21 protein-coding genes are annotated in these 25,926 nt (G+C 61.8%); all 21 read left to right on the top strand.

The window, feature by feature from the left end; all coding sequences use genetic code 11:
• The first annotated feature begins 8 nt into the window (after positions 1 to 8).
• A complete protein-coding gene (locus NKG99_RS09480) occupies positions 9 to 1,040 on the top strand; it encodes a sugar ABC transporter substrate-binding protein (protein WP_352866693.1) in 1,032 nt (343 codons plus the stop codon).
• 71 nt (positions 1,041 to 1,111) lie between these two features.
• Complete coding sequence (locus NKG99_RS09485; protein ID WP_352866694.1) at positions 1,112 to 2,095, top strand: ABC transporter permease; 984 nt, start codon at positions 1,112 to 1,114, stop codon at positions 2,093 to 2,095.
• Complete coding sequence (locus NKG99_RS09490) at positions 2,085 to 3,617, top strand: sugar ABC transporter ATP-binding protein (protein WP_352866697.1); 1,533 nt, start codon at positions 2,085 to 2,087, stop codon at positions 3,615 to 3,617. Before NKG99_RS09485 ends, NKG99_RS09490 begins: the two co-directional genes overlap by 11 nt.
• A gap of 45 nt (positions 3,618 to 3,662) precedes the next feature.
• The gene (locus tag NKG99_RS09495; protein WP_352866699.1) at positions 3,663 to 4,658 is read left to right on the top strand and encodes an ABC transporter permease; all 996 of its coding nucleotides are present in this window, start codon (positions 3,663 to 3,665) and stop codon (positions 4,656 to 4,658) included.
• A 1-nt stretch (position 4,659) separates the two neighbouring features.
• Entirely contained in the window at positions 4,660 to 5,445 is a 786-nt protein-coding gene (locus tag NKG99_RS09500) for an SDR family NAD(P)-dependent oxidoreductase (RefSeq protein ID WP_352866702.1), read from the top strand.
• 21 nt (positions 5,446 to 5,466) lie between these two features.
• Positions 5,467 to 6,672 (top strand): CaiB/BaiF CoA transferase family protein, encoded by a 1,206-nt coding sequence (locus NKG99_RS09505; protein WP_352866704.1) that lies wholly within the window; start codon positions 5,467 to 5,469, stop codon positions 6,670 to 6,672.
• A complete protein-coding gene (locus NKG99_RS09510; RefSeq protein WP_352866706.1) occupies positions 6,669 to 7,463 on the top strand; it encodes an enoyl-CoA hydratase/isomerase family protein in 795 nt (264 codons plus the stop codon). Before NKG99_RS09505 ends, NKG99_RS09510 begins: the two co-directional genes overlap by 4 nt.
• Positions 7,460 to 8,476 (top strand): hypothetical protein, encoded by a 1,017-nt coding sequence (locus tag NKG99_RS09515; protein ID WP_352866707.1) that lies wholly within the window; start codon positions 7,460 to 7,462, stop codon positions 8,474 to 8,476. Before NKG99_RS09510 ends, NKG99_RS09515 begins: the two co-directional genes overlap by 4 nt.
• Positions 8,477 to 8,490: 14 nt before the next feature.
• Positions 8,491 to 10,260 (top strand): CoA-transferase, encoded by a 1,770-nt coding sequence (locus NKG99_RS09520; protein WP_352866709.1) that lies wholly within the window; start codon positions 8,491 to 8,493, stop codon positions 10,258 to 10,260.
• Positions 10,261 to 10,267: 7 nt separating this feature from the next.
• Entirely contained in the window at positions 10,268 to 11,104 is an 837-nt protein-coding gene (locus NKG99_RS09525; RefSeq protein WP_352866711.1) for an SMP-30/gluconolactonase/LRE family protein, read from the top strand.
• Between the two features lie 226 nt (positions 11,105 to 11,330).
• Positions 11,331 to 12,257 (top strand): ArsR/SmtB family transcription factor, encoded by a 927-nt coding sequence (locus NKG99_RS09530; protein WP_352866713.1) that lies wholly within the window; start codon positions 11,331 to 11,333, stop codon positions 12,255 to 12,257.
• Positions 12,258 to 12,438: 181 nt separating this feature from the next.
• Positions 12,439 to 13,950, top strand: a complete 1,512-nt coding sequence (gene arfA / locus NKG99_RS09535; protein WP_352866714.1) for an arabinosylfuranosidase ArfA — start codon at positions 12,439 to 12,441, stop codon at positions 13,948 to 13,950.
• Positions 13,951 to 13,998: 48 nt separating this feature from the next.
• Positions 13,999 to 15,090 (top strand): ABC transporter ATP-binding protein, encoded by a 1,092-nt coding sequence (locus tag NKG99_RS09540; RefSeq protein WP_352866717.1) that lies wholly within the window; start codon positions 13,999 to 14,001, stop codon positions 15,088 to 15,090.
• Positions 15,091 to 15,103: 13 nt separating this feature from the next.
• Entirely contained in the window at positions 15,104 to 16,027 is a 924-nt protein-coding gene (locus NKG99_RS09545) for a carbohydrate ABC transporter permease (protein ID WP_502913074.1), read from the top strand.
• Positions 16,024 to 16,872 carry a carbohydrate ABC transporter permease gene (locus tag NKG99_RS09550; RefSeq protein ID WP_352866720.1) on the top strand — a complete coding sequence of 283 codons (849 nt, stop codon included), beginning with the start codon at positions 16,024 to 16,026 and terminating at the stop codon, positions 16,870 to 16,872. The genes NKG99_RS09545 and NKG99_RS09550 overlap by 4 nt, the downstream gene beginning before the upstream one ends.
• 99 nt (positions 16,873 to 16,971) lie before the next feature.
• Positions 16,972 to 18,285: an ABC transporter substrate-binding protein gene (locus NKG99_RS09555; protein WP_352866893.1), complete on the top strand. Its 1,314-nt coding sequence runs from the start codon at positions 16,972 to 16,974 to the stop codon at positions 18,283 to 18,285.
• Positions 18,286 to 18,876: 591 nt separating this feature from the next.
• The gene (locus NKG99_RS09560; RefSeq protein ID WP_352866723.1) at positions 18,877 to 19,386 is read left to right on the top strand and encodes a hypothetical protein; all 510 of its coding nucleotides are present in this window, start codon (positions 18,877 to 18,879) and stop codon (positions 19,384 to 19,386) included.
• Between the two features lie 804 nt (positions 19,387 to 20,190).
• Complete coding sequence (locus NKG99_RS09565; protein WP_352866894.1) at positions 20,191 to 21,936, top strand: type I secretion system permease/ATPase; 1,746 nt, start codon at positions 20,191 to 20,193, stop codon at positions 21,934 to 21,936.
• The gene (locus tag NKG99_RS09570; RefSeq protein ID WP_352866726.1) at positions 21,936 to 23,246 is read left to right on the top strand and encodes an HlyD family type I secretion periplasmic adaptor subunit; all 1,311 of its coding nucleotides are present in this window, start codon (positions 21,936 to 21,938) and stop codon (positions 23,244 to 23,246) included. The genes NKG99_RS09565 and NKG99_RS09570 overlap by 1 nt, the downstream gene beginning before the upstream one ends.
• Before the next feature lie 289 nt (positions 23,247 to 23,535).
• Positions 23,536 to 24,636, top strand: coding sequence for an OmpA family protein (locus NKG99_RS09575; RefSeq protein ID WP_352866728.1), 1,101 nt, complete (start codon positions 23,536 to 23,538; stop codon positions 24,634 to 24,636).
• A 7-nt stretch (positions 24,637 to 24,643) separates the two neighbouring features.
• The gene (locus tag NKG99_RS09580; protein ID WP_352866730.1) at positions 24,644 to 25,888 is read left to right on the top strand and encodes a caspase family protein; all 1,245 of its coding nucleotides are present in this window, start codon (positions 24,644 to 24,646) and stop codon (positions 25,886 to 25,888) included.
• The last annotated feature ends 38 nt before the right edge of the window (positions 25,889 to 25,926 follow it).

Here is a 25,926-nt window from a genome sequence, read left to right on the forward strand (position 1 = left end):
AGAAGAAAATGCACTGGTCCAAGTCAATCCTGTTTGCGTCCGCGGCCGCGCTGGCCATGAGCGCGGCGGCTGCATATGCCGAGAACATGCCCAAGCGCATCGGCTACGTCACCAATTACGCCACCCATGAATGGTACCAGAACGTCATCAAGGGCATGAAGGCTCACGGGAAGGAACTCGGCATCGAGGTCGAGGTGCAGGACGCCAATCTCGACATATCCAAGCAGGTCGCCGCGGCCGAAGACTTCATCGCCAAGGGCGTCGATGTGCTGATCATCACGCCGGTGAATGAAGAAGGTGTGGTGCCGCTGCTGCGTCAGGCCAAAGCCGCCAACATTCCGGTTGTGCTCGAGGGCAATCCGGTCAAGGGCATGACCACGATGGTCGCCATCTGCGATTATGACACCGGCTATTTCTCCGGCGTCGAGGCCGGCAAATATGCCAAGGAAAAGCTCGGCGGCGTTGCCAAGGTGATGAATGTCGGCCTGCCGCTGCTTTCCGCCACGGTGCTGCGCTCGCACGGCTTCATGGACGGGCTGAAGACCGTCATCCCTGACGCGGTCATGATCCACGACCTTGACGGCGGCGGCAATCCGGACCGCGCGCTCGAAGTGTCTTCGGCGGCACTCGCCAAGAACGCCGACATCAACATCATCTACGGCATCAACGACTCGTCGTCGCTGGGCGGCCTGCAAGCCTGGAAGGCGGCCGGCAAGCAGCAGGACGGCCTGTTGACCGTCGGCACCGGCGGCGAGGGGCTTGCCTTCATCAACGCGATGCAGAACGAGCCATCGTATCGTATCGAGGCCGCGATGTTCCCGGAAAAGGAAGGCTTTACTGCCATCGATGCCGCGGTGAAACTGTTCAACAGCGAGGAAGTGCCGGAGCACATCGTCAGCCCGACCGCGCCGATGAACGGCGAGGACTGGAAGAAGTTCTATGACTACGACGGCACCACCCGAACCATCAAATGGGATGCCGTCAACGCACTGCAGCCGCCGGCAAAGTGCATGAAGACGTCCGCCGACCTGAAGAAATAAAGCCGACCGACTTTGCCCTTCCCGCATTGCGGGAAGGGCGCCTGAACCATGGCGGCTCGGAATGGATTGAGATGAGCGAACTTATACACGCCTCCGCGCCGAAGCGCCTTGTCGGCGGCCAGCTGCTGGGCAGCAGCCAGCTTGTGCTGGGTGTCATCCTGGCTGTGCTGTGCATCGCCATCTCGATCGCGGCGCCGCAATTCTATTCGGAGGCCAACATCATCGCCATTCTGCGCCAATGCGCGCTGGTGCTGATCGTTGCCTCGGGCATGACCATGCTCATCATCACTGCCGAGGTCGATTTGTCGGTCGGCGCTTCACTCGCCTTCGTCGGCTGCATCGGCATGGCGGTGCTCAATTCTACCCACAGCCTCACGCTCGGCTTGCTGGCGGCCCTTGCCTTTGCCGGCGGGGTAGGCCTGTTCAATGGGCTGGTCGTCACCAGGCTCCGGGTCAACTCGCTGATCGCCACCATCGGCACGATGATGATGCTGCAAGGCGGCGTCTATCTGTTCACGCGCGAGGCGGTGCAGAACCACAATCAGCTCGCGAGCTTCACCGATCTCGGCGCCGGCTACGTCGGCGCGGTGCCGGTCCCCGTCATTCTGGCGGCGCTGATCTTCGTGGTTGCCTATGTGACGCTGCGTTTCACCACGCTCGGCCGCTACCTCTATGCGGTTGGCGCCAATGAAAAGGCGGTGCGCCTGTCCGGCCTTCGGTCGGAGCGCCTCAAGCTGTTTGCCTTCGTTCTCACCGGGCTCTGCGTCGGCGTTGCCGGCATGATCCTGTCGTCGCTGATGAATGCCGGCCAGCCGACCGCCGGCCGCGGCTTCGAACTGACGGTCATTGCTGCCGTCATCCTCGGCGGCACCAGCCTGCTCGGCGGCCGTGGATCGCTGTTCGGCACCTTGCTCGGCGTACTGGTGCTGAAGGTGATCGACAACGGCATCATCATTCTCGGCTGGAACCAGGACCTGCAGATGGTCGTGCCGGGCGTCGTCATCATCCTTGCAACCTATCTCGACATCATCCGGAACAGAGCCAATGTCCGTTGATTTCCTTCACCCTGGCGAAGGCGCGGCCATCGACACCAGCGTGCCGGCGCTCGAACTGCGCGGCATCGACAAGCGCTTCCCCGGCGTCGTGGCGCTCGACAATGTCGACTTCAGCCTGGAGCCCGGCAAGATCCATGCCTTGATGGGCGAGAACGGCGCCGGCAAGTCGACGCTGATCAAGATCATGGCTGGTGTCTACGGCAAGGATGCCGGCACCATCCGCATGCGCGGGCGCGAGGTCGACATCAAGTCGCCGCGCGACAGCTTGAAGGAAGGCATCAAGGTCGTGTTTCAGGAGATCGCGCTGATCTCCGAATTCACCGTTGCCGAGAACATCTTCTTGGAAGGCTATCCGACCGGCAGGGCCGGCTCGATCGACTGGAAGAAGATTCGTGCCGATTCTGCCGCGCTGTTCAACCGCATCGGCTTCAACGTCGATCCGGCGGCACGCACGGGATCGCTGCCGGTCAGCCAGCAGCAGATGGTCGAGATCGCCCGTGCGCTCGCCCATGAAGCCCGCGTCGTGGTGATGGACGAACCGACATCCTCGCTGACGCCGAACGAGGTCTCGTTGCTATTCACAGTCATCCGCCGGCTGGCCAGCCTTGGCATCGCGGTGGTCTATGTCAGCCACAAGCTCGACGAGGTTTTCGAGATCGCCGACACGGTGACCGTGCTGCGCGATGGACGCCACATCTCGACCAGGCCGATCGGCGAGCACACCAACGACACGCTCATCCAGGACATGATCGGCCGGCGCATCGACAATCTGTTTCCCCGCCAGCGCGGCGCGGCGGGCAGCAAGGTCGCGCTGTCGGTGGATAACCTCAGCACGGCGAAGAAGCTGACCGACGTCTCCTTCGAGGCGCGCGCCGGCGAGGTGCTCGGCTTCTTCGGGTTGATGGGCGCGGGCCGCACCGAACTCGCCAAGGCGATCGTCGGCTACGACCCAATCACCGCGGGGACGATCACCGTCGACGGCAGCCGGCTCGCGCCGCACGATACGCGCACCGGCGTCAAGCTCGGCATTGGTCTGCTTACCGAGGACCGCAAGAGCGAAGGGCTGATGGGCGAACTGCCTGTCTACCAGAATGCAAGCCTGGCCTCGCTTGGTGCTTTCGCCCGCCTGGGGTTCGTCGACAAGGCGAAGGAACACAAAGCAGTGCAGGACTATGTCGACCGTTTCCGCATCAAGACGCCCAGCCTGCTCCAGCAGGTGAAGAACCTGTCGGGCGGCAATCAGCAGAAAGTGCTGATCGCGCGTTGGCTGATGCGGGGCCTGAAAGTGATCGTCGTCGACGAGCCGACGCGCGGCATCGATGTCGGTGCCAAGTCGGAAATCTTCGCGCTGATCGACCGGCTCGCCGGCGAGGGCCTAGCGGTGGTCATGATGACGTCCGAGATGCCGGAACTGCTCGGTCTTGCGGACCGGATCGCGGTGATGTGCGAAGGCCGCCTGACCGTGATCATGTCGCGCGAGGAAGCCACACAGGAGAAGATCCTCAATGCGGCGATCGGGTAAGATGATGACATCCAGCGATCAGCCCCGCCTCGAAGGGAGCATCCGATGAGCTTTGCAGCCACGGCTTCCGCAAGGGCCCAACCATCCATGCTGGTGCGGCTCGTTGCCCGGCAGGAACTGGCGCTGCTTGTCTGCCTTATCCTGGTGTTGGCGTTCTTTTCCTTCACGGTCGAGAATTTCTTCTCCGTGCGCAATCTGACCAACGTGCTTGGCCAGGCGTCGCTGCCGCTGATCGCCGGGATTGGCTGCGCCATCGTCTTCATTTCCGGCGAGGTCGACATCTCGATCGGCTCGCTGCTCGCGACCATTGCGTTGCCGCTGGTCATCGTCATGAACGACACCAATTCGCTGTGGCTCGGCGTCAGTTGCGCGCTGCTGTTCGGGCTGATCATCGGCGTGGTGAACGGCTATCTCACCGCCTATGCCGGCATCAACTCGCTGATCGTGACCTTGGGCACGATGTTCATCATGCGTGGCGGCGTTTATCTCTACACCGGCCAGCGCGCCATCCCGGACGATGCCAGCCTCGACAGCTTCATCGCTCTGTCGGATGGCCGCCTGTTCAACACCATCCCCTATTCGGCTGTCATCGCCATCGTCCTGCTCGCCGCCTTCGCCTACATGATGCGGCATCGGCCGTTCGGACGGCAGATCTATGCCGTCGGCGGCAATCAGGAAGTGGCGCGGCTGGCCGGCTATGATGTGCGGCGCGTCAAGTTCATCTGCTTCATCATCAGCTCACTGCTGGCGACCGTTGCGGGCATTATTCTGGCCGCACGCGTCGGCTCGGCGCAGCATACGGCGGGGCTCAATTTCGAATTCCAGGTCGTTGCCGCGACGGTGCTCGGTGGGGTCAGCCTTGCCGGCGGCATCGGCAGCCTGACCGGCATGGCGCTGGGCGTGCTGATCCTGCAGTTCCTGTCCAACGGCCTGCGCGGGCTCGGCCTGCCTACCGAATGGCAGCTGGTCATCACCGGCATGATCATCATCGCCGCGGTCGCCTTCGACGAGGCGAAACGCCGGCGCGCGAATGGAGGCTGACATGGCTCGTCTCGAAGGGAAAACCGCCGTCATCACCGGTGCCGCCGATGGCATCGGCCACGCGATCACTGAAGCGATGGCGCGTGAAGGCGCGCATGTCTTCCTCGGCGACATAGCCGACGGCGCGGGCGAGGAATTCGCGACCGCGCTTCGCGCCGCCGGCCGTCAGGCCGATTACGTGCATTGCGATGTCTCTCAAGAGGCCGATATCGCCGGCCTCATCGACAGCGCTGTCACCAGGACTGGGCACCTCGACGTCCTGGTCAACAATGCCGCCATCGCCATTGGCGGCATGCCGGTGCACGAGATGACCGATGAGCAATGGCACCGGCTGATCGCGGTCAACCTGACCAGCGTGTTTCGCGGCTGCAAATACGCGTTGCCGCACATGATCGCACAGAAGTCCGGCTCGATCATCAACATGGCCTCGGCGCAGGGTCATATCGGCCTCGACGGCTGGACCGCCTATGCCGGCGCCAAGGGCGCGGTGATGGCGATGACGCGCCAGATGGCGGTCGAGTTTGGGCCGGTGAACATCCGCGTCAATTCGATCTCGCCGGGCACCATCAACACGCCGATGAACGACAGGCTGATCAAGGAGATCGGCGGCAATCTGGCAAAAGCCTGGGTCAAGATGCATCCGCTCGGCCGCATCGGCGAGCCTTCCGAAGTGGCGGAGGCTGCCGTCTATCTCGCCTCCGATGCCGCGGGCTTCACCACCGGCACCGATCTGCGTGTGGATGGCGGACTGACCGCCGCACCGCGCTATGTTCCCGAACTGCTTTGAAAACACGAAACGAGATTTGAAATGAACAAGGCCCTCGAAGGCGTCCGCATCCTCGATTTCAGCCATTTGCTGCAGGGGCCGTTCGCCACGCAGCTGCTCGGCGACATGGGCGCCGACGTCATCAAGGTCGAGCGCGCCGGCGCCGGCGACATGTTCCGCGGCATGACCTTCTTCGCAAAATGGGTGGGCGGCTCGGAGAGCCCGAATTTCCTCGCCTGGAACCGCAACAAGCGCTCGATTGCCCTCAACCTGAAGAGCCGCAAGGTGCACGCCATCATCATGGAGATGGCCAAGAGCGCCGATGTGGTGGTGCAGAATTTCCGCCCCGGCGTGCTGGCCAAGCTCGGCTATGGCTATGAGGACTTCAAGGTAGTCAATCCGCGCATCATCTATTGTTCGGGTTCCGGCTATGGTGAGGAAGGCCCCTATGTCGAGCGCCCCGGCCAGGACATGCTGATCCAGGGGCTTGCCGGGTTGATTGCCAACACCGGCCGCGGCGATCAGGCGCCGGTTCCGGCCGGCGCCGGACTCGCCGACCAGATCGGCGCCATGAACATGGTCTACGGCATCCTGTCGGCGCTCTATTATCGCGAGAAAACCGGCAAAGGCCAGAAGATCGAGGTCAATCTGCTGGCCGGCCTGCTGGCGCATCTCAATCAGGAATATGTCGCCGTGCTCAACCTCGGCGAGGATTTCGTGCGGCCCAATTCCGGCATCGGTCATCCCGGCATGCAGGCGCCGTTCGGCATCTACGAAGCGAAGGACGGCGGCTACATCTCGATCGCGATGAGCCCGTTCAAGACGCTTTACGAGGTGCTGGAGGCGCCGCAGCTTGCCGTCTATGACGATTTGAAAACCCTGTTCGACAAGCGCGACGAGGTGTTCGAGAAGGTCAACGCGGAGACGAAGAAATTCGCTACGCAGGATCTGCTGGCACGGCTGCTGGCGGCCGACGTCTGGTGCGCCGAGGTGAAGGATATCCGCAGTGCGGCAGAGGACCCGCAGGTCAAGCATATGGGCATGATCACCAGTTATGATCATCCGCGCGGCGGCAAGGTGCGGGTGGTGGCACCCGCGGTCAAGATGAGCGAGACCCCCGCGACCATCGATCGGCCGGCGCCGCTGGTCGGCCAGCATGGCCGCGAGATCCTGGCCGAGTTCGGCGTCTCCAAGGAGGAAATCGCAGCATTGGAGGCGTCCGGCGACATGACCGTGGACGCGGCATGACAATGCGCGTCTACCAGACACTCACGGTCGAAATCCTGGGCCGCGTCGCGGTCGTCACCTTCCGCCGCGCCGACCAGCTCAACGCCATGAACCGGATGATGCAAGGCGAGATCACCAACGCCTTCGAGGCCCTGTCCGACGATGCGGGTGTAGGGGCGATCGTGGTGACCGGCGAAGGTCGCGGCTTCATGGCCGGCGCCGATATCAAGGAATACGCCGCGCAGACGGCCGCCGAGTTCGACACGTTCCAGGCTGCCGGCATGCGCATGTACGCGGCGATCGAGAACAACAGCAAGCCGGTGATCGCGGCGGTCAACGGCTTTGCCTTGGGCGGCGGCATGGAACTGGTGCTGTGTTGCGACATCGTGATCGCCAACCAGTTCGCGAAACTCGGTCTGCCGGAGATCAAGCTGGGGCTGGTTCCCGGCGGTGGCGGCACGCAACGCAGCGTCGCCAAGCTCGGCCGCAACCGTGCCAACCTTCTGCTGATGACCGGTGCCATCGTGCCGGCTTCCGAATTCATCGCTGCCGGCCTGGTCAACGAGGTCGTCGATGTCGACAGGCTGATGCCGCGCGCGCTTGAGCTGGCGCAGATGATCGCCGCCGAACCGGCCGAGGCGATCGAAGGGTTGAAGGCCCTGACGGCGCACGCCGTGTCTGGCAATCTGGCCGATGGCCTCGCCATGGAGCGCGACATGCTGGGTGACCTCTACCGAGGCGAGATCGGCCAGCAGCGCGTCAAGGCGTTTGCCGACAAGAGCGGAGCGCAGGTGAAAAAGGCCGGGCCGTGAGCGTCGATGATGACTATCGTGGGCTGGGTTGGGCGCATGGCGCGCTGACCGTGCAGCGGCTCGGCGCGATGCTGGCGCCCATCACGTTCCTCCTGGCGGACGGCCGGCAAATCTCGCCGATGCACATCGCACCCTGGTCGCACGAGCCGGGGGCGGAAGCCTTGCCGGGCATCCTGCGCCGGTTGCGCGGCGAGTGGCCCTGCGTGCCCTTCGGCTATTCAGTGCCCGCCGGTGGATGGCCCGAGGGCTGGACGCGCGTGATGGGGCCGCCGGAGCTTGACGAAGAAGTCCATGGCCACAGCTCCAACCATGACTGGGCTTGGCGCGACAGCGAGAGCGGGTCGCTGTCGCTGGTACTGGACTATCCCAAAGGCAGTCCTGTCGAGCGTGTTGAACGGACGATTACGCCCGATCAATCGGCGCCGGCTATCGACATTGAATTCAAGATCGCCGTCCGCCGAGCCTGTCGCTTGCCGATCGGCCTGCACCCGGTGTTCCGGCTGCCGTTCGAGACAGGCGCCGCCGCGCTCGAGCTCGGCGGTTTCGATGAAGGCCGCACCTATCCACACGACGTGGAACCGGGCGCAGCGCTGTTTGCAAGAAACAAAACCTTCTTCGAACTGAGCGCCGTGCCATCGCGCAGCGGGGGTGCGATCGATGCCTCGCTGCTTCCTCTGGCCGCCGACACGGAGGAGTTGCTGCAGATCGAGGGGGTCGATGGTGTGGCGGCGCTCGCCAACCACGAGGACGGCTACCGGGTAGAGCTCTCCTGGCAGAGGGAGCATTTCCCCAGCCTTCTGCTCTGGTACTCCAATCGCGGCCGCAAGGCGGCTCCCTGGAATGGGCGTCATGTCGCCATCGGCATCGAGCCGATCTGCTCAGCCTTCGGGCTCGGCCCGGCGACCGCGCTGGCTGACAACCCCATCGCCCAATCCGGCATTGCGACGGCACTGGAATTCTCAGCCGAAAAGCCGTTCGTGACCCGCTACCGCATCGAGGCGTCCGCGCTGTGAATGATCGTGCCGCAATGTCCCTGGTCAAGTCGAACCGGCCGCGCTTCACTGAGATCGAAGGGCTGGCCGCGATGGTCCGACAAGGCGACTCGCTTGGCGTCGGCGGTCACCATTTCGCTCGGTTGCCGATTGCATTGCTGCGCACGATAGCCCAGTCGGACGTCAAGGATTTGCGTTACGTCTGCTGGGCCGGCGGCTTGCCGCTCGAACTGCTGCTCGAAGCGGGTGCGGTGGCGGAGATCGATGTCTGCTTTTCCAGCCTCGACATTTTCGGCCTGCCGCCGCGTTTCCGCGCTGCCGCCGAAACTGGTGCGATGCCGGTTCGCGACTGGACAGCGCTGGCCATGATCCAGGCGTTACGGGCAGCGCAGCAGAACCTGCCGTCAATGCCGTTTCAGCTGCCCCTGGGTTCCGACATGCTGGCGCGCGTGCCGGGGGCGAGCGCCGGGCCTGATCCGATCGCCGGGACCGACACCGGTTTCATCCCGCCGCTGCGCCTCGATACGTTCGTCGTCCACGCCCAGCGCGCGGATGAAAGCGGCAATGTGCAGATCGTTGGGCCGCGCGCATTGGACTTCGCGATGGCGGGTGCCGCGCGCAAGGTGCTGGTCACGGTCGAGGAGGTCGTCCCGGTCGGGGCGCTGCGGCAGGACGGGCGCCAGAGCATCCTCACCCGCAACCAGGTTTCGGCCATAGCGCTGGCGCCGGGTGGCGCCTGGCCGGCGTCCTGCCTGCCATTCTATGTCACCGATTATCAGGCGCTTGCGCAGGGATTGGCGGCCAGCGAAACGCTCTTGGCGGATAGTTTGCGGCTGCCCTCCGATGGCGTGCCGAAGCCGCTGCAAAAGGCCGCGAAGGTTCGCGCCAAAACGGCCCTCGCAATGCCGGCGCTCGCACATGGTGAGGAGAAAGCATCCATCGACGAGATCATTGCAGGCCGCATCGCCGCCGAACTCGACAATGAGAGTTTTGCCAGCGCCGGCGCTGTCTCGCCGCTGGCCAACGTTGCCTACCGGCTGGCCAAGGCAACGCACGCGCCCGACATGATCATCGCGACGATGAGCTGCGGCCATCTCGACATCGCGCCGAGCCCGATGATCCTGTCGCTGATCGAAAGCCTGGATTGGGAGACGGCTGTGACGCATGCCGGCGGCGACGACACCTACTCGACCTACTATCAGGCAGGTGCCGTGACGCATGAGATCGTCGGCGCGGCACAAGTCGACCGGCGTGGTCGCGTCAACACCATCGCGCTGCGCAAACCGAGCGGCGGCCTGATCCGGTTGCCAGGGCAAGGCGGCATGGCCGATGTCGCCAACATGCACCGCGACTATTTGCTCTACATTCCCCGGCATTCTGTCCAGTCGCTGGTGGACGAGGTGGAGATCGCGAGTTCCGCCCGCGGGCTGCTGACGCCGGCCGAGCGCGAGCCGATGGGCTATCGCACCGGCAAGGCGCTGGTGTTCACCGATCTCTGCGTCTTCCGGCTCGACCGGATATCCCGGGAATTGATCGTCATCGAGACCATGCCAGGCGTCATGCAGCAGCAGATCCGCGCCGCCACCGGGTTTGCGGTGACCTTCGACGCCGATTGCCGAGAGGTCCCGTTGCCTTCCAGCGATGCGCTCGCTGTTCTGCGCAATCGCATCGACCCGCTCGGCCTGCGTCGTCTCGAATTTGTCAGCGCCAAGGAGCGCGGTGCGCTGATCGCCGAGATTCTCGCCGCCGACCGCGCGATGGTCGAGCGCTGCATCGTCGCACAGAGATCGTATATCGCAAGCTGAGGACCCCATGGTAAAGCCGTTGCTCGACATGTCCGCCGCGCGCGTTTTCTTCGACGGCATCTTCACCAGCCCTCGCGTCGCGCACCCGGAGGGCGTGGCTGTCCACCGTGACGGGTCGATCTGGTGCGGCACCGAAACCGGTGACCTCCTGCGGCTTGCCGCCGACGGCGGCTCGGTCGAACGCATGGGCGGCACGGATGGCTTCCTGCTTGGCATAGCCTTCGACAGCGCCGGCAACTGTTTTGCCTGCGACCTGAAGCATGCCGCGATCTTTCGCTGGGATGCCGCAACCGCGCGCATGGAACGCTTCGCGTCGTCCGGCATCCGCGTGCCGAATTATCCCATCGTCGACGAGGCGAGGGGCTGGCTCTACGTGTCGGACAGCGTCGGCGAGGACAATCGCTCCGGCATCTTCCGCTACGATCTCAAGACGGGCGAGGGCCGTCTGTGGTGCCAGGAGGCGATGTCCTTCGCCAACGGGATGGCCATGGCGCCGGAGGGGAGCGGGCTTTATGTGGTGGAAAGCAATGCGTCGTGTGTCAGCCACGTGCCGATCCTTGCCGACGGTGCGGCTGGGCCGCGACGGGTCGTTGTCGAAGGCGTGCATAACGTCCCGGATGGCCTAGCCTTCGCTCAGGACGGCTCGTTGTTCATTTCATGCTATGAGCCCAGCCGGATCTATTGCTGGCGCAAGGACCGGGGACTCGAGACACTGATCGAGGATTCGGCCGCGACGACGCTCGCGCATCCCACCAACATCGCATTCAAAGGCAACAAACTTTACGCCGCCAATCTCGGCCGCTGGCACATTACCGAGATCGATTTGACCTTGGTCGGTCGATAAACCGACGCACGGCGTCAATTGCTCGTGGTGACATGTGCAAATTCGATCAGACCTTGTGGGTGGATTGTCGCCAGTACCGCGCGGTCTCCGCGTGCGGCTCGGCATGTTGGTCAGCCCTCCTCCGCGGTTTGAGCAGAAAAATGCCCAGCCAGTGCATTGATTAAATCAATTATCCCGATATACAAGGTAATTTCGGATATAGATTTCGCACAGGGTTGGCAAATTCATGAGTCGCAATTTTCTTGTGATCGAACCCGAGAAGGACATTGCCGTCCTCAAGGGGCTGGCCTCTTTGGCACGCATCTCCATGCTGAAATTGCTGCATGAGAAGGGGCCGATGAATGTCAATGACATCGCCGCCGTGCTGTCGCTGCCGCAATCGACGGTCTCGACCAATATCCAGGTGCTCGAGGATGCTGGCCTGATCCGCACCGAGAACCAGAAGGCGAAGAAGGGCAGCCAGAAGATCTGTTATCCGACCGCCGAGGAAGTGCTCGTGGTCTTCAAGAGCGAATATCGCGCGGTCAGGAACAACGCGATCGAAGTGTCGATGCCGATCGGGCTTTACACTGGTTTCGAGGTCACGGCGCCCTGCGGCCTGTGTTCGCCGGATGGGATCATCGGTCTGCTCGACGTGCCGAACACGTTCCTCGATCCGGACCGTATGAAAGCCGGGCTGCTGTGGTTCACGCGCGGCTTTGTCGAATATCAGTTCCCCAACAATGCCAAGCTCGCCAACGCCGAGATCACCGAACTCGAAGTGGCAATGGAACTGTCCTCGGAGGTGCCGGGCACCAGCGCCGACTGGCCCTCCGACATCACGTTGACCATCAATGGCGTCGATGTCGGCACCTGGACGTCACCCGGCGATTTCGGCGACAAGCGTGGCGTTTTCACGCCCTCCTGGTGGAAGCTCAAGGGCTCGCAATATGGCAAGCTGAAGAACTGGCGAATTTCCACTGACGGCACCTATGTCGACGGCCTCAGGATTTCCGAAACCAGCCTCTCCGCGCTCGACCTCAAGAGCCATCATTCAATCCGCGTCCGTATTGGCGTCAAGGACGACGCCAAGCGTCCCGGTGGGATCAATATTTTCGGCAAGGGGTTTGGAAATTACGACCAGGACATCCTGCTTAGGATCAAAACCGGTTGATATCATCAAACCGGGTTTTGAAATAACTAAGCAATTTCAATGGCATGAAATCACTTATTGCCGAAATCATAGTTCAATTGTCAGACTTTTGCCAATTTTGACTTGACGAAGGCTGCCAAGTCGCCTTTGATATCGGGTAAGGTGATTTAAATCATCATTTGTGATATTGTGGGAGGAATGTATGCAGGCAGCCGTTACGGCGCATCCGCGCTATGTCGTCTCGGAAATCGATCCGAGGCTGTATGGATCCTTTATCGAGCATCTGGGGCGGGCAGTTTACACCGGCATCTATGAGCCGGGCCACCCGACGGCGGATGCCAATGGCATGCGTCAAGACGTTATCGATCTGGTCAGGGAACTCAACGTTCCGATCGTCCGCTATCCCGGCGGCAATTTTGTGTCCGCTTACAATTGGGAGGACGGTGTCGGCCCCAAGGGAGAACGCCCGGTGCGCCTCGACCTCGCCTGGCATACGTCGGAAAGCAACGAAGTCGGCCTGCATGAATTTGCCAACTGGTGCGCATCCGCCAACACCGAGATGATGCTTGCCGTCAATCTCGGCTCGCGTGGCCTCGATGAAGCCCGCAACTTTCTCGAATACACCAATCATCCAGGCGGAAGTGAGTGGAGCGACAAGCGTATCGCCAACGGCCGCAAGGAGCCCTTCGACGTCAAGCTGTGGTGCCTCGGCAACGAAATGGACGGCCCCTGGCAGATCGGCCACAAGACCGCCGACGAGTACGGCCGCCTGGCCCACGAGACGGCCAAGGCCATGCGCGCCTTTTCCAAGTCGCTCGAACTGGTGGTCTGCGGTTCTTCGAATGCCAAGATGCCGACCTATCCCGAGTGGGAAGCGACCGTTCTCGACCACACCTACAACGAGGTCGACTACATCTCGCTGCACATGTATTTCGACAACGAAGCCAATGACGCGCCGAACTATCTCGCCATGAGCGAGAAGCTCGACGACTACATCGCCTCGGTCGCCGGCGTCATCGACTACATCAAGGCCAAGAAGCGCTCCAGCAAGCAGGTCTACATCTCGTTCGACGAATGGAACGTCTGGTACCATTCCAAGGAGCAGGACAAGAAGATCCTGGGCGGCAATGACGGCTGGCCCTTTGCCCCGCCGCTGCTCGAGGATATCTACAATTTCGAGGACGTGCTGCAGGTCGGCTTGATCCTCAACACCTTCATCCGTCGTTCCGATGTGGTCAAGATCGCGTGCATGGCGCAACTGGTCAACGTCATCGCACCGATCATGACCGTTCCCAACGGCCCGGCATGGCGCCAGACGATCTACTATCCCTATCTCTATGCTTCGATCTACGGCCGCGGCAATGCGCTGGATCTCAAGGTGGAATGCCCGACCTACAAGTCCACCGTCGCTGGCGACGTTTCCTATGTCGATGTGGCCGGCGTGCACGACACCAAAACCGGCCATGTCACCTTCTTCGCCGTCAACCGCCATTCGAGCGAGGCGATCGAAACCGTGATCGACATCACCGGTTTCGGCGCGGCTGATATCGTCGATCATCAAATGATGACGCACGCCGATCTCAAAGCCGTCAATTCAGCCGGGAATCCCGGCAATGTCGGCCCCAGGAAGGGAGTGGGCGCCTCGGTGACTGACGGCAGATTGAGCCTGTCGCTGCCGGCCTATTCCTACCAGATGATACGCCTGAAGCTGTGACCTCGGGCGTGTTGTCGGAAAGTGCATGCGCTGAGGAGGAGCGTCGAAGTGACGGCCGATATCGAAATCAGGAATGTGAGCAAGCACTTCGGTGCCATGTCGGTGCTGGAGGATCTGTCGCTCTCCATCAAGGCACGCGAATTCATCGTATTTCTCGGTCCATCCGGATGCGGGAAATCGACGCTTTTGCGAATGATCGCAGGTCTCGAAACTGTTGATAGCGGCGAAATCGCCATCAACAAGGAGCGCATCGATCATCTGCCGCCGGGCAAGCGCGGCATTGCCATGGTGTTCCAGTCGTATGCGCTCTATCCGCATATGACGGTGCGCGACAACATGGCCTTCGGGCTTGAGAATATCGGCATGTCGCGCGAGGTCATTGACGCGCGGATCAACGAAGCCGCCCGCATCCTGGAAATGCCGCATTTGCTCGAACGCAAACCGGGCCAGCTCTCGGGCGGCCAGCGCCAGCGTGTCGCCATCGGCCGTGCGATCGTGAAAGAGCCGAAGGCCTTCCTGTTCGACGAGCCGCTCTCTAATCTCGATGCGGCCCTGCGCACCCGCACCCGCCTCGAACTTGCCCAGCTTCACCAACGCCTGCAATCGACGATGATCTTCGTCACCCACGATCAGGTCGAGGCCATGACGCTCGCCGACCGCATCGTCGTCATGAACAATCGCAGGATCGAGCAGATCGGCTCTCCTATGGAAATCTACGAGCGCCCCGCGACCAGATTCGTCGCCGGCTTCGTCGGTGCCCCGGCGATGAACTTTATCGATGCGGCACTCGACAGATCGGGTGGCAACGCCACGGCCAAGTTTTCGGACGGTATATCGGTTCGGACCGCGATTTCTTCCGACCTGTTGACCGACGATAGGTATAGCTTCGGCATCCGCTCGGAAGATGTCCGCATCGTTCCTGCCGGACAGGGCAATGCCGATGGCGTGGTCGATGTGCTCGAGCGGCTTGGCGAGCGCACCTTGATCTACATTAGTCTCGGCGATGGCCAGCAGATCGTCGGCTCGGATGTCGGCAACAGCGGCGTCGCTGTCGGCCACAAGGTAGGGCTCGCCTTCGACGGCCAGAAGTCGCATCTGTTCAACGCGGCCGGCCGCGCCTGGCACGCGAGGGAGGCTTGATATGGCCGACCGGATGACGATGCCGCGGACCGCGACGCTGGCAGCGAGCGTCAGGGCTCCCAGCATCGATATCTATGCGCCGCAATGGCGAAACTTCGTTTTCGTCGCACCGTTCCTGTTCTTCTTCACGACGCTGCTCATCTTTCCGCTCCTCTGGGGAATGTGGCTGAGCTTCCACAAGGCCGACACGTTCTCGTCCGGAAATTTTGTCGGTCTCGGCAATTATGTCAGGCTGTTTCACGACAAGGTCTTCCTGCAATCGGTCTGGAACACCTTCTACTTCGTGCTTCTGACAGTGCCGACGCTGGCGCTGATCGGTCTTTTTCTCGCGCTTTGCCTCAACCGCCGCACGCGTACCGCCGCTGTGCTGCGGACCCTCTTCTTTTCGTCCTCGGTGCTGTCGGTCACAATCGTCACACTGATCTGGCGCATCGTGTTCATTCCGAATGTCGGCCTTCTGTCGACGATCTACGGATGGTTCGGCGCAACCGCCCCGGCTTTCATTTCCGACCCCAGCCTCGCGATGATCGGTATCGCCATTGCCACTGTCTGGTGGTGCATCGGCTTGCCGATGATGCTGTTTCTCTCGGCCCTGCAGCAGATTCCGCAGGATATTTACGAAGCGGCAGCCCTGGACAATGCCAATCGCTGGCAGACGCTGCGCTCGATTACGCTGCCGTCGATCAAACGCACTTTCATCCTGGTGATCATTATCCAGATCGTGCTGCAATTTCAGCTGTTCGGCCAGGCTTGGCTGATGACGCGCGGCGGCCCGAACAATCTCACCAAGCCGATCGTGCTCTACATCTATGACACCGCATTCCGTCGTTGGGATCTGGGCATGGGCGCCGCGGCATCGGAAATCCTGTTCATTCTGATCCTGATCGCGGCCATGGCCCAGTACCTCGTCGCACGCAACAAGGCGGATCAGGCATGAGCGCGCCAGCCAGTTCCATCAGGGGACGCGCATTTGGCGACCGCGTGTTGCTGGCCCTCGTCATCCTGCTTTCGATCGCCATGATCGCGCCGGTTCTGTGGGTCATCGGCCTGTCGCTCAAGGAAAATGCCGAGCTGATGGCCGATCCGAATTCGGTTTTTCGCGCACCCTACACGCTCAGGAACTACATCAACACCATCGGTACCTCTTCGGTATTTCTCTGGGTGCTCAACAGCATAATCGTCTCGGGCGGGCTGACACTCGGTACGCTGATCCTGTCGTCGCTCGCCGGCTACGGGTTTGCACGTCTGAACTTCCCCGGGAAAAACGTCCTGTTCGTGATCGTGCTCTTCGGTCTGGCGGTGCCGGAACAGGCCGTGCTCGTCGCCCGCCACCAGATCTTCAGCATGTTGAAGTTCCACAACACCTATCACGGGCTCATTCTCCCCGGCCTGTCGGCTTCGTTCGGCGTCTTCCTGATGACCCAATATTTCAAGGCCATCCCGAAGGAGCTGGACGAAGCCGCCATGCTGGACAATGCCAGCCGGTTCCGGACCTTCTGGAAGGTGCTGCTGCCGCTCACGGTGCCTGCGCAGGCAACCCTCGGCATCTTCACCTTCCTCGGCGCCTGGAACGATTACTTGTGGCCGCTGATCTCGGCAACCAGGAAGGACATGTACACGCTGACCGTCGGCATGGCTTCGACACAGACCAATTTCGCCCAGTCCGAAGGCATCGGCTTCCTGATGGCGCAGGCGGTGTTCGCCGGCGCGCCGATCCTGATCGTCTACCTCTTTTTCCAGAAATACATCGTCACCGCCGTCTCTGGCGCCGCGGTCCGATAGCGAAAATTGCAGGGCGGGGGAGTGCGCCGCAGCGATGGAAAGCATGACGCCAATCCAGTGTGGAGTGGCGGAAACTCAGTAGGAGGAACTGACATGAGAATGAAGAAAATACTGTTTGCCGCGGTCTCCGCGGGGGTAATGATGCTCGCAAGCCCAGGCTTTGCAGCGACGGAGCTGACGGTACAGCGCTTTTTCGGTGCCTGCGACGCCGATTTCGGCACCAACACCGATGTCGCCAAGGCTGTTGGCGAATGCGGCATCATCACCTCGCTGATCAACAAGTTCAACGCCGACAATCCCGACGTGCATGTCAGCGTCAGCACCGTGGAATGGCCGGGCTATGACCAGCTGACCGCGCAATTCGCTTCGGGCGATGCCCCGGACATCGTCACGATCCATGAATCCGCGCTGTCGGACTACCAGTCCAAGGGGCTGTTGATGCCGCTCGACGATCTCTTGAAGTCCGTCGGCGTCACACCTGAAACTTTCACGGACGCAGCGCGCAACGGCGCCACTAAAGATGGCAAGATCTACGGCCTGCCGATCGACAGCTGGACGATGCTCTATCACATCAACATGGATCTCTTCAAACAGGCCGGCCTCGTCAATGCCGACGGCACGCCGATGCTTCCGAAGTCGCCCGAGGAATTGCTCGCCCAGGCCGAACAGTTCAAGCAGAAGACCGGCAAGCCCTACTTCGTTCAGAACCTGGCCAATGAGACGGCACTCTACACGCGCAACCTCTACACCTATCTCTTTCAACAGGATTCCGACTTCTTTGCCGATCCGAAGCATGTGAAGCTGAATACGCCGGAAGCCAAGAAGGTCGTCGAGATGTACAAGGCGATCTTCGACAAGGGCTACACCACCAAGGATCTCGATTACGGCGGCGCGATCAACGCTTTTCTTGCCGGTGACGGTGGCGTTCAGCTCAACGGCACATGGGTCGTCGGCGACAACAACGCCCAGTCCGAAACCAAGGGTACGGCGCTCAACAAGGGCGGCTACGCGGTTTACCCTTATCCGCAGCTTTTTGGCGGCGCCCATGCGCAATATGCCGATGGCCACACCTGGGCAGTCTCGCAGAAAGACCGCACGCCTGAACAGACCGCGGCCATCGGCAAGTTCCTGAAGTTCTTCGCCGACAACGATTTCGAATGGTCGCGCACCGGCCATCTGCCGGCATACAAGGCCATCATCACCTCGGACGCCTTCAAGGCACTGCCGCATCGCAACACGATCGCCGCTGTCGCCGATCTCGGCAGGCCGCTGCCGTCAGCCGTGCAGCGTCAGTTTGCGATCCAGGACATTGTCGGCGAAGAGATGAGCGCTGCGATCACTGGCCAGAAGGACGTCGATGCCGCGCTTGCCGACATGGAAAGCCGCGTCAACGAGTTGCTCGCCAACATTTAATTTAACCACAGGGTTCCCAGAGAACTCTCCCAACGCCCCGCGACTGGAGACAGTCGCGGGGCTTTTTGCCAAATGCAAGCAGCACTGCTTTTTGTCCAAGATGGTCAAACGTTGACTGCTCTATCCAGCACTTCCCTGCTGGTCGCCAAATAATTCCCTGTTGGCAAGAGCAGGAATTCGTCCGCCCCGCGCGAAATGAGAGAATTGCCGCGAATGCTGGCTAGCGTCCCCAGACGACGGCATTCTCGTGCCGCTTGATGAGGCGGCTGCTACATGGGATTTCCGATCTTGGACGTTTGAGTAAATGCCCGAGGTCATGCCGCTTTGCTCGTGAATTCCAAGGGGGCGCTGTCGAGTGGTTGCCGGATTGACGGGACTTTTACGGTATGTTCGGCGGTATCTGTGCCGAACGAAAATAGATCGCCTTTCGAAATCAATTGGTTATCATGGATTGAAACGTCGAGTGTGAGTGAGAGGCCTGCGAGCAATAACGAACACTCGGCGGTATCCCCTCGGGCCGTGGCGTGGAATGACGTGCAATTCGGCGGGTCTGGGCGCCATCGATAGCTTGGGAACGAGGTGGAGAACTTGATGCGGAACATGATGCTGGGTTTCCTGGCTCTTGCCCTGGCCGCTTGCCAGTCGGCTCCCGCAGTGCCCCAATCCGCCACTATCGAGCCTGCGTCAGATGCTGTTGCCGTTCCTCCTCCACTCGCCTTGGATCCCGGCGCGGTTCCTCCTGACTCGGCAATCGTGGATCAATCCGTGACGATCACTCCCCCTGCGAAGGGCGTTCCGACAAAGTACGCTGCATTTTCGGGCATGTGGGCTGGACGATTGGAGGGGACATCTGAAGCCAAAGTCGCTGTGCAGACGATTTCTCCGAATGGCCAAGTGACAGTCACCTTTGCGTGGGGAAATCTGGGCGACAACAATCCGGGGGAGGCGGCCGGCGCTGGAAAAATATTGGGCAGGACATTGAAACTTGGGCGCCTACCGAATGGCGCGGACGTCAGTCTTGTGATGCTGCCGGAGGGAACCGTGGCCGGAACCGTTACGCTTGCCGACCAGACCTACACCGGCACGTTCATTAAGCAGTGATCAAAGAAGCATCTAAATCTAACTGGTCGCTTATGGCAAGCCGGCAAGCCGAATCCAGACCTCTCGCAGTTCGTCGAGCCACCAGTCGAAGAAATCCAGAACCTGGGCGTTGAGTGCCGGCACAACCAGCCTCCCGCCACCCCGACTGATTCTCTGCCGAGGCTTCTACAAATGCCAGGTGATGCGGATATTCGCCAAGGCGCGGCAGGCCGATTATTCACAGTTTTTGTTGTCTTGAGGGCCTGCAGCCGTTCGCCAAGTTCGGTCACCACTGCCAGGCAGGTTGGAGTTGCCCTGCAGCCTTCGGCATGAACATCCGGCACACCACTGCCCTTGGGGTCGCCAATGGCCGTGCCGACGGCAAGCGGCATAAATACTTGGCTCGGTCGGGAGTTGTCTGGCTCCATCGTGCCGAAATGAGTCTTGTCCATACATGTACAATACATAAAAGTGTAAATAAGATTCTTCTTATGAATAGAATGAAGATTTCCTTAACCCGTTTCTTAGCGGGCTCTTAACAGGCCATCACGGATGTGTTAGCGATTTTGCTTGCGGGGGTAGCGCGGCGATCGCCTCAACCCAGAAATGCGGCGGGGAATTTCATGGTGTCGGGCGCGCCACGCTTGGCAGTGTTGATCTTATGTGTGTCAGGTTTGAGCGGGCCGGAACTGGCGTGCCGTTTGCTCGAACCCTGAAGAACGTCGCTTTTGGCGAACCTGCATCAGGACGATTTCCAGTCCATCGCAGCTTGATGTCCGAATTGGAGTTCAGCTTGATGCCTGAATTGAAATGCACTTGAACGCGATGCCGCAGTCCCCCCCATCAGAGCCGCCGCGAACGACCCTCGCGGCGGCTCTGGCTTCGTTTCGCCGCGCCTTTTCCGGCATCGCGGTGATGAGCGGCGTGGTCAACATCCTGGCGCTGACCGGCTCGTTCTTCATGCTGCAGGTCTATGATCGCGTCATTCCCGGCCGCAGCGTGCCGACGCTCGTCGGGCTTGTGGTATTTGCCGGCACGCTGTTCGTTTTCCAGGGCGTGCTCGAGCTCATCCGGTCGCGCTTGCTGGTGCGCATCGGCATGGCGCTCGACGCGCGCATGAGCAGCCAGGTCTATGCCGCCCTCATGCGTCTGCCTTTGCGCACCAAGCTGGCGGGCGATGGCTTGCAGTCGCTGCGCGATCTCGACCAGGTGCGGTCGTTTCTGTCGAGCGTCGGACCGACGGCTCTTTTCGACCTGCCGTGGATGCCGCTCTACCTCGGCATATGTTTCCTCTTCCATTTCTGGATCGGCATGACGGCACTGGCCGGCGCCGTCATTCTGTTCGGCCTGACCTTGTTTGCCGAGGCCCGCACGCGCGAGCCCGCCAAAAGAGCCAACAGCCAGGCGGCCGCGCGCAACACGCTGGCGGAGGCGACGCGCCGCAATGTCGAGGTTCTGCAGGCGATGGGTTTTGGCTCGCGCATCGCCGAGCGCTGGTCTGGCATCAACGCTGACTATCTCAGCACCAACGCGAAAGCCAGCGATCTGGCCGGCACGCTGGGAACGGTCTCGAAGATACTGCGCATGATGCTGCAATCGGGCATACTGGCGATCGGCGCCTGGCTCGTCATCCATCAGGAGGCGACGGGCGGCATCATGATCGCCAGCTCGATCATGCTGGGCCGGGCGCTGGCGCCGATCGAATTGGCGATCGCGCACTGGAAAGGCTTCGTCAATGCCCGCCAGGCCTGGGCCCGGCTGACCCAGTTGTTGGCACTGCTTCCCGAAACCGCAACCAGCGTAGACCTGCCGGCGCCGACCTCCGCTCTTAAGGTCGAAACCATCAGCGTCACGCCGCCGGGGGAACGCCGCGTTGTCGTCCAGGACGCCAGCTTTGCGCTGGAGAAGGGCGCCGGGCTCGGCATCGTCGGCCCGAGCGCTTCGGGCAAGTCGTCGCTGGTGCGCGCGATTGCCGGGATATGGCTCCCCGCACGTGGGACCGTCAGGCTGGACGGAGCAACGCTCGACCAGTGGTCGCCGGAAGAACTCGGCAGTCATATCGGCTATCTGCCGCAGGATGTGCAGCTGTTCGACGGCACCATCGCCGAAAACATCGCGCGTTTCGAGCCTCGGGCCGCTTCGGACAAGATACTGGCGGCGGCCCGGGCGGCCGGTGTTCACGATCTCGTCGTGCATTTGCCGGAGGGCTACGAGACACGGATCGGCGAGGCCGGGTCGGCGCTGTCGGCTGGCCAGAGGCAGAGGGTGGCGCTCGCGCGGGCTCTCTATGGCGATCCCTTCCTCGTCATCCTCGACGAGCCGAATTCCAATCTCGATGCCGAGGGCGAAGCGGCGTTGACGGAAGCCATCCAGGGGGTTCGCGCGCGCGGCGGTATCGCCGTGGTCGTGGCGCATCGGCCGAGCGCGCTCGCAAGCCTCGATCAGGTTCTGGTGATGGCAAACGGCCGCGTCCAGGCCTTCGGACCGAAGAGCGAAGTCCTGAACAAGGTAACCCGTTCGAGCGGAGTTCCCCTGAAGGTCGTGTCCGGGCCTGAGGAGACTGCATCCTGATGGCGCAGGGCACGGCATCCACGATTGACCGCACCATTCGACGCTACCTGCTTGGCGGCGTTGCGGCCTGCATTCTTCTTGTCGGAGGCGCAGGAAGCCTGGCCGCCGTCACCGAGCTTTCGGGAGCCGTCATTGCTTCGGGAAAGCTGGTTGTCGATTCCAGTGTCAAGAAGGTCCAGCATCCAACCGGTGGCGTCGTCGGCGAAATCCTGGTGCGGGAAGGAGACGTCGTGCGAGCCGGCCAGGTTCTGGTCCGTCTGGACGAGACCGTGACCCGGGCCAATCTGGCGATCGTCACCAAGGGGCTTGACGAATTCGACGCGCGCCTGGCCCGGCTCGAAGCCGAGCGCGACGGCCACGACAGCATCGTCTTTCCGTCCTCGCTGATCTCACGGCAGGATGACGCCGTCGTCGCGCGCGCCATGGCCGGCGAGGAGTCGCTGTTCGAATTTCGCCGGCAGGCACGCGCCGGCCAGAAGGCCCAACTGGAAGAGCGCATCGCGCAGCTTTCCGAAGAGTCGTCCGGTCTGACGGAGCAGCGGGCGGCCAAGAGCCAGGAAATCAAGCTGATCGGCACCGAACTCGAAAGCATCCGTAAATTGTGGCTCAAGAAGCTCATCTCGATCGACCGCATGACGGCGCTGGAGCGTGACGCGGTCCGGCTTGATGGCGAACACGGGCAACTGACCGCATCCATCGCCCAGGCCAAGGGCCGCATTGCGGAAACCCGGCTGCAGATCATCCAGGTCGATCAGGATTTGCGCAGCGAGGTTGCCGGCGAGCTGCGTGACGTCCAGGGAAAAATATCCGAATTCGTCGAGCGCAAGGTCTCGGCCGAAGACCAGCTCAAACGCATCGATATCCGCAGCCCGCAGGATGGCGTGGTCCACCAGCTCGGTGTGCACACGGTTGGCGGCGTTATCTCCCCGGGCGAGTTGGTCACGCTGATCGTCCCGGTGGCGGACGCGTTGACGGTGGAAGCGCGCGTGGCGCCCCAGGACATCGATCAACTGACGCCCGGACAGAGCGCGACCCTGCGGCTGTCGGCATTCAATCAGCGCGTAACGCCGGAACTGAATGGCACGGTCAGCAAGATCGCCGCGGACCTCAGCATCGACGAGCGAAGCGGCGTGGGTTTCTATACCGTGCATGTCATCCTGCCGCGCACGGAACTCACCAGGCTGAAAGGGCTGACCCTGGCACCTGGAATGCCGGTCGAAGTGTTCTTTTCGACCGGCAGCCGCACCATGCTTTCCTACCTCGTAAAGCCGCTGGCCGATCAGATCCAGCGGGCTTTCAGGGAAGAGTGACGGTGGGTAGGGGTGGCTCAGGGCGAGGGCATCGGAGAAGTGGCATCGACGCCTGTTGCTATGCCGCAGGTCAGTCTGGACCGATGTCCAGGCCGACGAATTGTTCCCCGACGTTCTGGTTCCCGGCGGTTCGGCATAGAATCGCCGTGCGCCATTCCGCAACTCGAGCGCGAGCGATATTTTCACGCTTTCGCGACGATCGGCGCAACTGCTCGCCAACCAGCCGCAAGTGCTCTATGCTCCTGCTTGGTGTCGGTATCGATACGGTTGTCCTGGGCAGGGGCGTTCCATGTACGAAGTCGTCGCATTCTGGTGGAAGACAACATCGAAAGGCCCCGCGTCACGAGGTCTTGGCCTGATCCTCGCGCTTTCCGGCTTGCTGCTGCTCGGATCGCAAGCCGCCAGCGCCGCGCCGAACTGGACGCTCGATCCCACAGCTTCAGTCATCACCTACCAGTCGGTCAAGAAGAACACGATCGTCGAGACAAACAAGATCAGGAACATCACCGGCACGCTCAGCTCGGCGGGTGATGCCAAGGTCACGTTCGACCTCAATTCGGTCGACACCGGTGTCGACCTGCGCAATGTCCGCATGCGCTTCCTGTTCTTCGAGACATTCAAGTACCCGACGGCCGAACTGACGGCGAAGGTGGATCCCGCCGCATTCGCCGATCTCGCGACAAAGCGCAGGGTGAAGTCGACGCTGCCTTTCCGTCTCAATCTGCACGGCGTCGACAAGGATCTCGAGGCCAGCATCGTCGTCACCATGATCAGCGATAACATGGTGTCGGTCGCTTCGGAGGCTCCGGTCGCTGTCCATGTGGAGGATTTCGGCTTGTTGCCCAACGTCGACAAGCTCCAGCAGGCGGCCAATGTGACCAACATCGTGCCAACCGCGTCGGTGTCGTTCGATTTCGTCTTCACCGCCGACGGCAGCAAGCCGGCCGCCACCCAGGCCGCCGCGGCGACTTCGGCCGAAGTGGGGCCCGTTACCACCGACGCCGCCAAGGCGAACTTCAGCGACGAGGAATGCCTGAACAGGTTCGCCGTGCTTTCGCGCACCGGCGCCATCTACTTCCGGCCGGCCAGCGCGCGGCTCGATGCGAAGAGCCGGCCGCTGCTTGAAGAGGTCGAGGGTGTCGTCGGCAAATGCCCAAGCCTCAAGGTCGAGGTTTCCGGTTATACCGATTCCGATGGATCGCCGGAGGCGAACAAGCAGTTGTCGGAGCGGAGAGCCCAGGCGGTTGCCGATGCCATTGTTGCCGCAGGCATTCCGCGCAGCCAGATCACAGCGACCGGCTATGGCGAGGAGCGGCCGGTTGCCGCCAATGATACGTCCAAGAACAAGGCGCTCAATCGGCGGATCGAGTTTTCCGCCACCAAGCTCTGAGGTTGCGGTGAGCTGCGATCTGATCGCCCGTTGCGGCGGACTCTTTCGCGCCACCGGCCTTGCGGCGCTCGCCTTGCTTTTGACTTTGACGGCCGCCAGTGCCGAGCGCCGCGTAGCACTTGTCCTCGGCAACTCCCAGTACGAGCACGCGCCGCCGCTCGCCAACCCGGTGCGCGATGCCCAGGCCATGGCCGAGCGCCTAGAGAAGCTCGACTTCGAGGTGGTTTCCGGCTTCGACCTGACCAAGCCGCGGACGCAGGCGACGATCGCTCAATTCGCAAAACAGGTGCGTGGTGCCGACATCGCGCTGTTCTTCTACGCCGGTCACGGCTTGCAGGTTTCGGGCAAGAACTATCTGCTTCCGGTCGACGCCGCGCTGGAGGACGAGACCTCCCTCGACTTCGAGGCTGTGCCGGTTGATTTCATTCTGCTCCAGATGTCGCGCGAGACCAGCATAAGGCTGGTGTTTCTCGACGCATGCCGCAACAATCCCCTCGCCGAGGTGCTGGCCAGGACCGCGGGAGTCAACAGTGCAAGCAGCGGCCTTGCGGAGATTCCTATCGAGAATGGTGGCGCCGGCACCCTCGTCGCTTTCGCCGCCAGTCCCAATCAACTGGCGTTTGACGGATCGGGCGAACATTCGCCTTTCACCTCGGCGCTGCTCCGGCATATCGGCGCATCCAATGTCACCATTACCGAAGCGATGAACAGAGTTGCCAGCGACGTCTTCAATGCAACCGCCGGCAAGCAGAGTCCCTGGATCAACCTTTCGCTGACCAGGGAAGTCGTCCTGCACAAGGTCGATCTCGATGCACCGTTGATCGTGGGTGAGGCGAGTGCGCCTCAGACCGAAGGCGGATCCGACGCGCGCAACACCGGCGCGGCAAGTGCGTCAGGCCAGAGCGACGATCAGCTTGCGCTCGACGTGTTGCGTCAGAAAATCCCCAAGCTGGCATCGGATGCACCGATCCTCTTCGACCATCCGATCGATTTCGGCGATCCGGCAATCGACGGCAAGAGCATTGCCCAGCTGATCAAAGGCAAGCCCCTGTTCAGCCCGGTCGAGGGATTGGACAAGTCGGTTTGGGAGGGCAAGCACTGCGACGGCTGCCATGAATGGAACGAGGCCCGGCTGTGCGATCAGGCGAAAAATTTCGCCGCCAACGATGTCTCTGTTTTGCGCCTGCAACATCCGCTGGGAACACGCTTCAAGGTGGCGCTCGCCAAATGGGCCCAGGGTGGCTGCAAGTAGGCCGGTAAGGGTGATGGCATCGCCCATCCGGTTCTATC

It is taken from the genome of Mesorhizobium sp. M1409 (genome assembly GCF_040317535.1).
Taxonomy (GTDB): Bacteria; Pseudomonadota; Alphaproteobacteria; order Rhizobiales; family Rhizobiaceae; genus Mesorhizobium.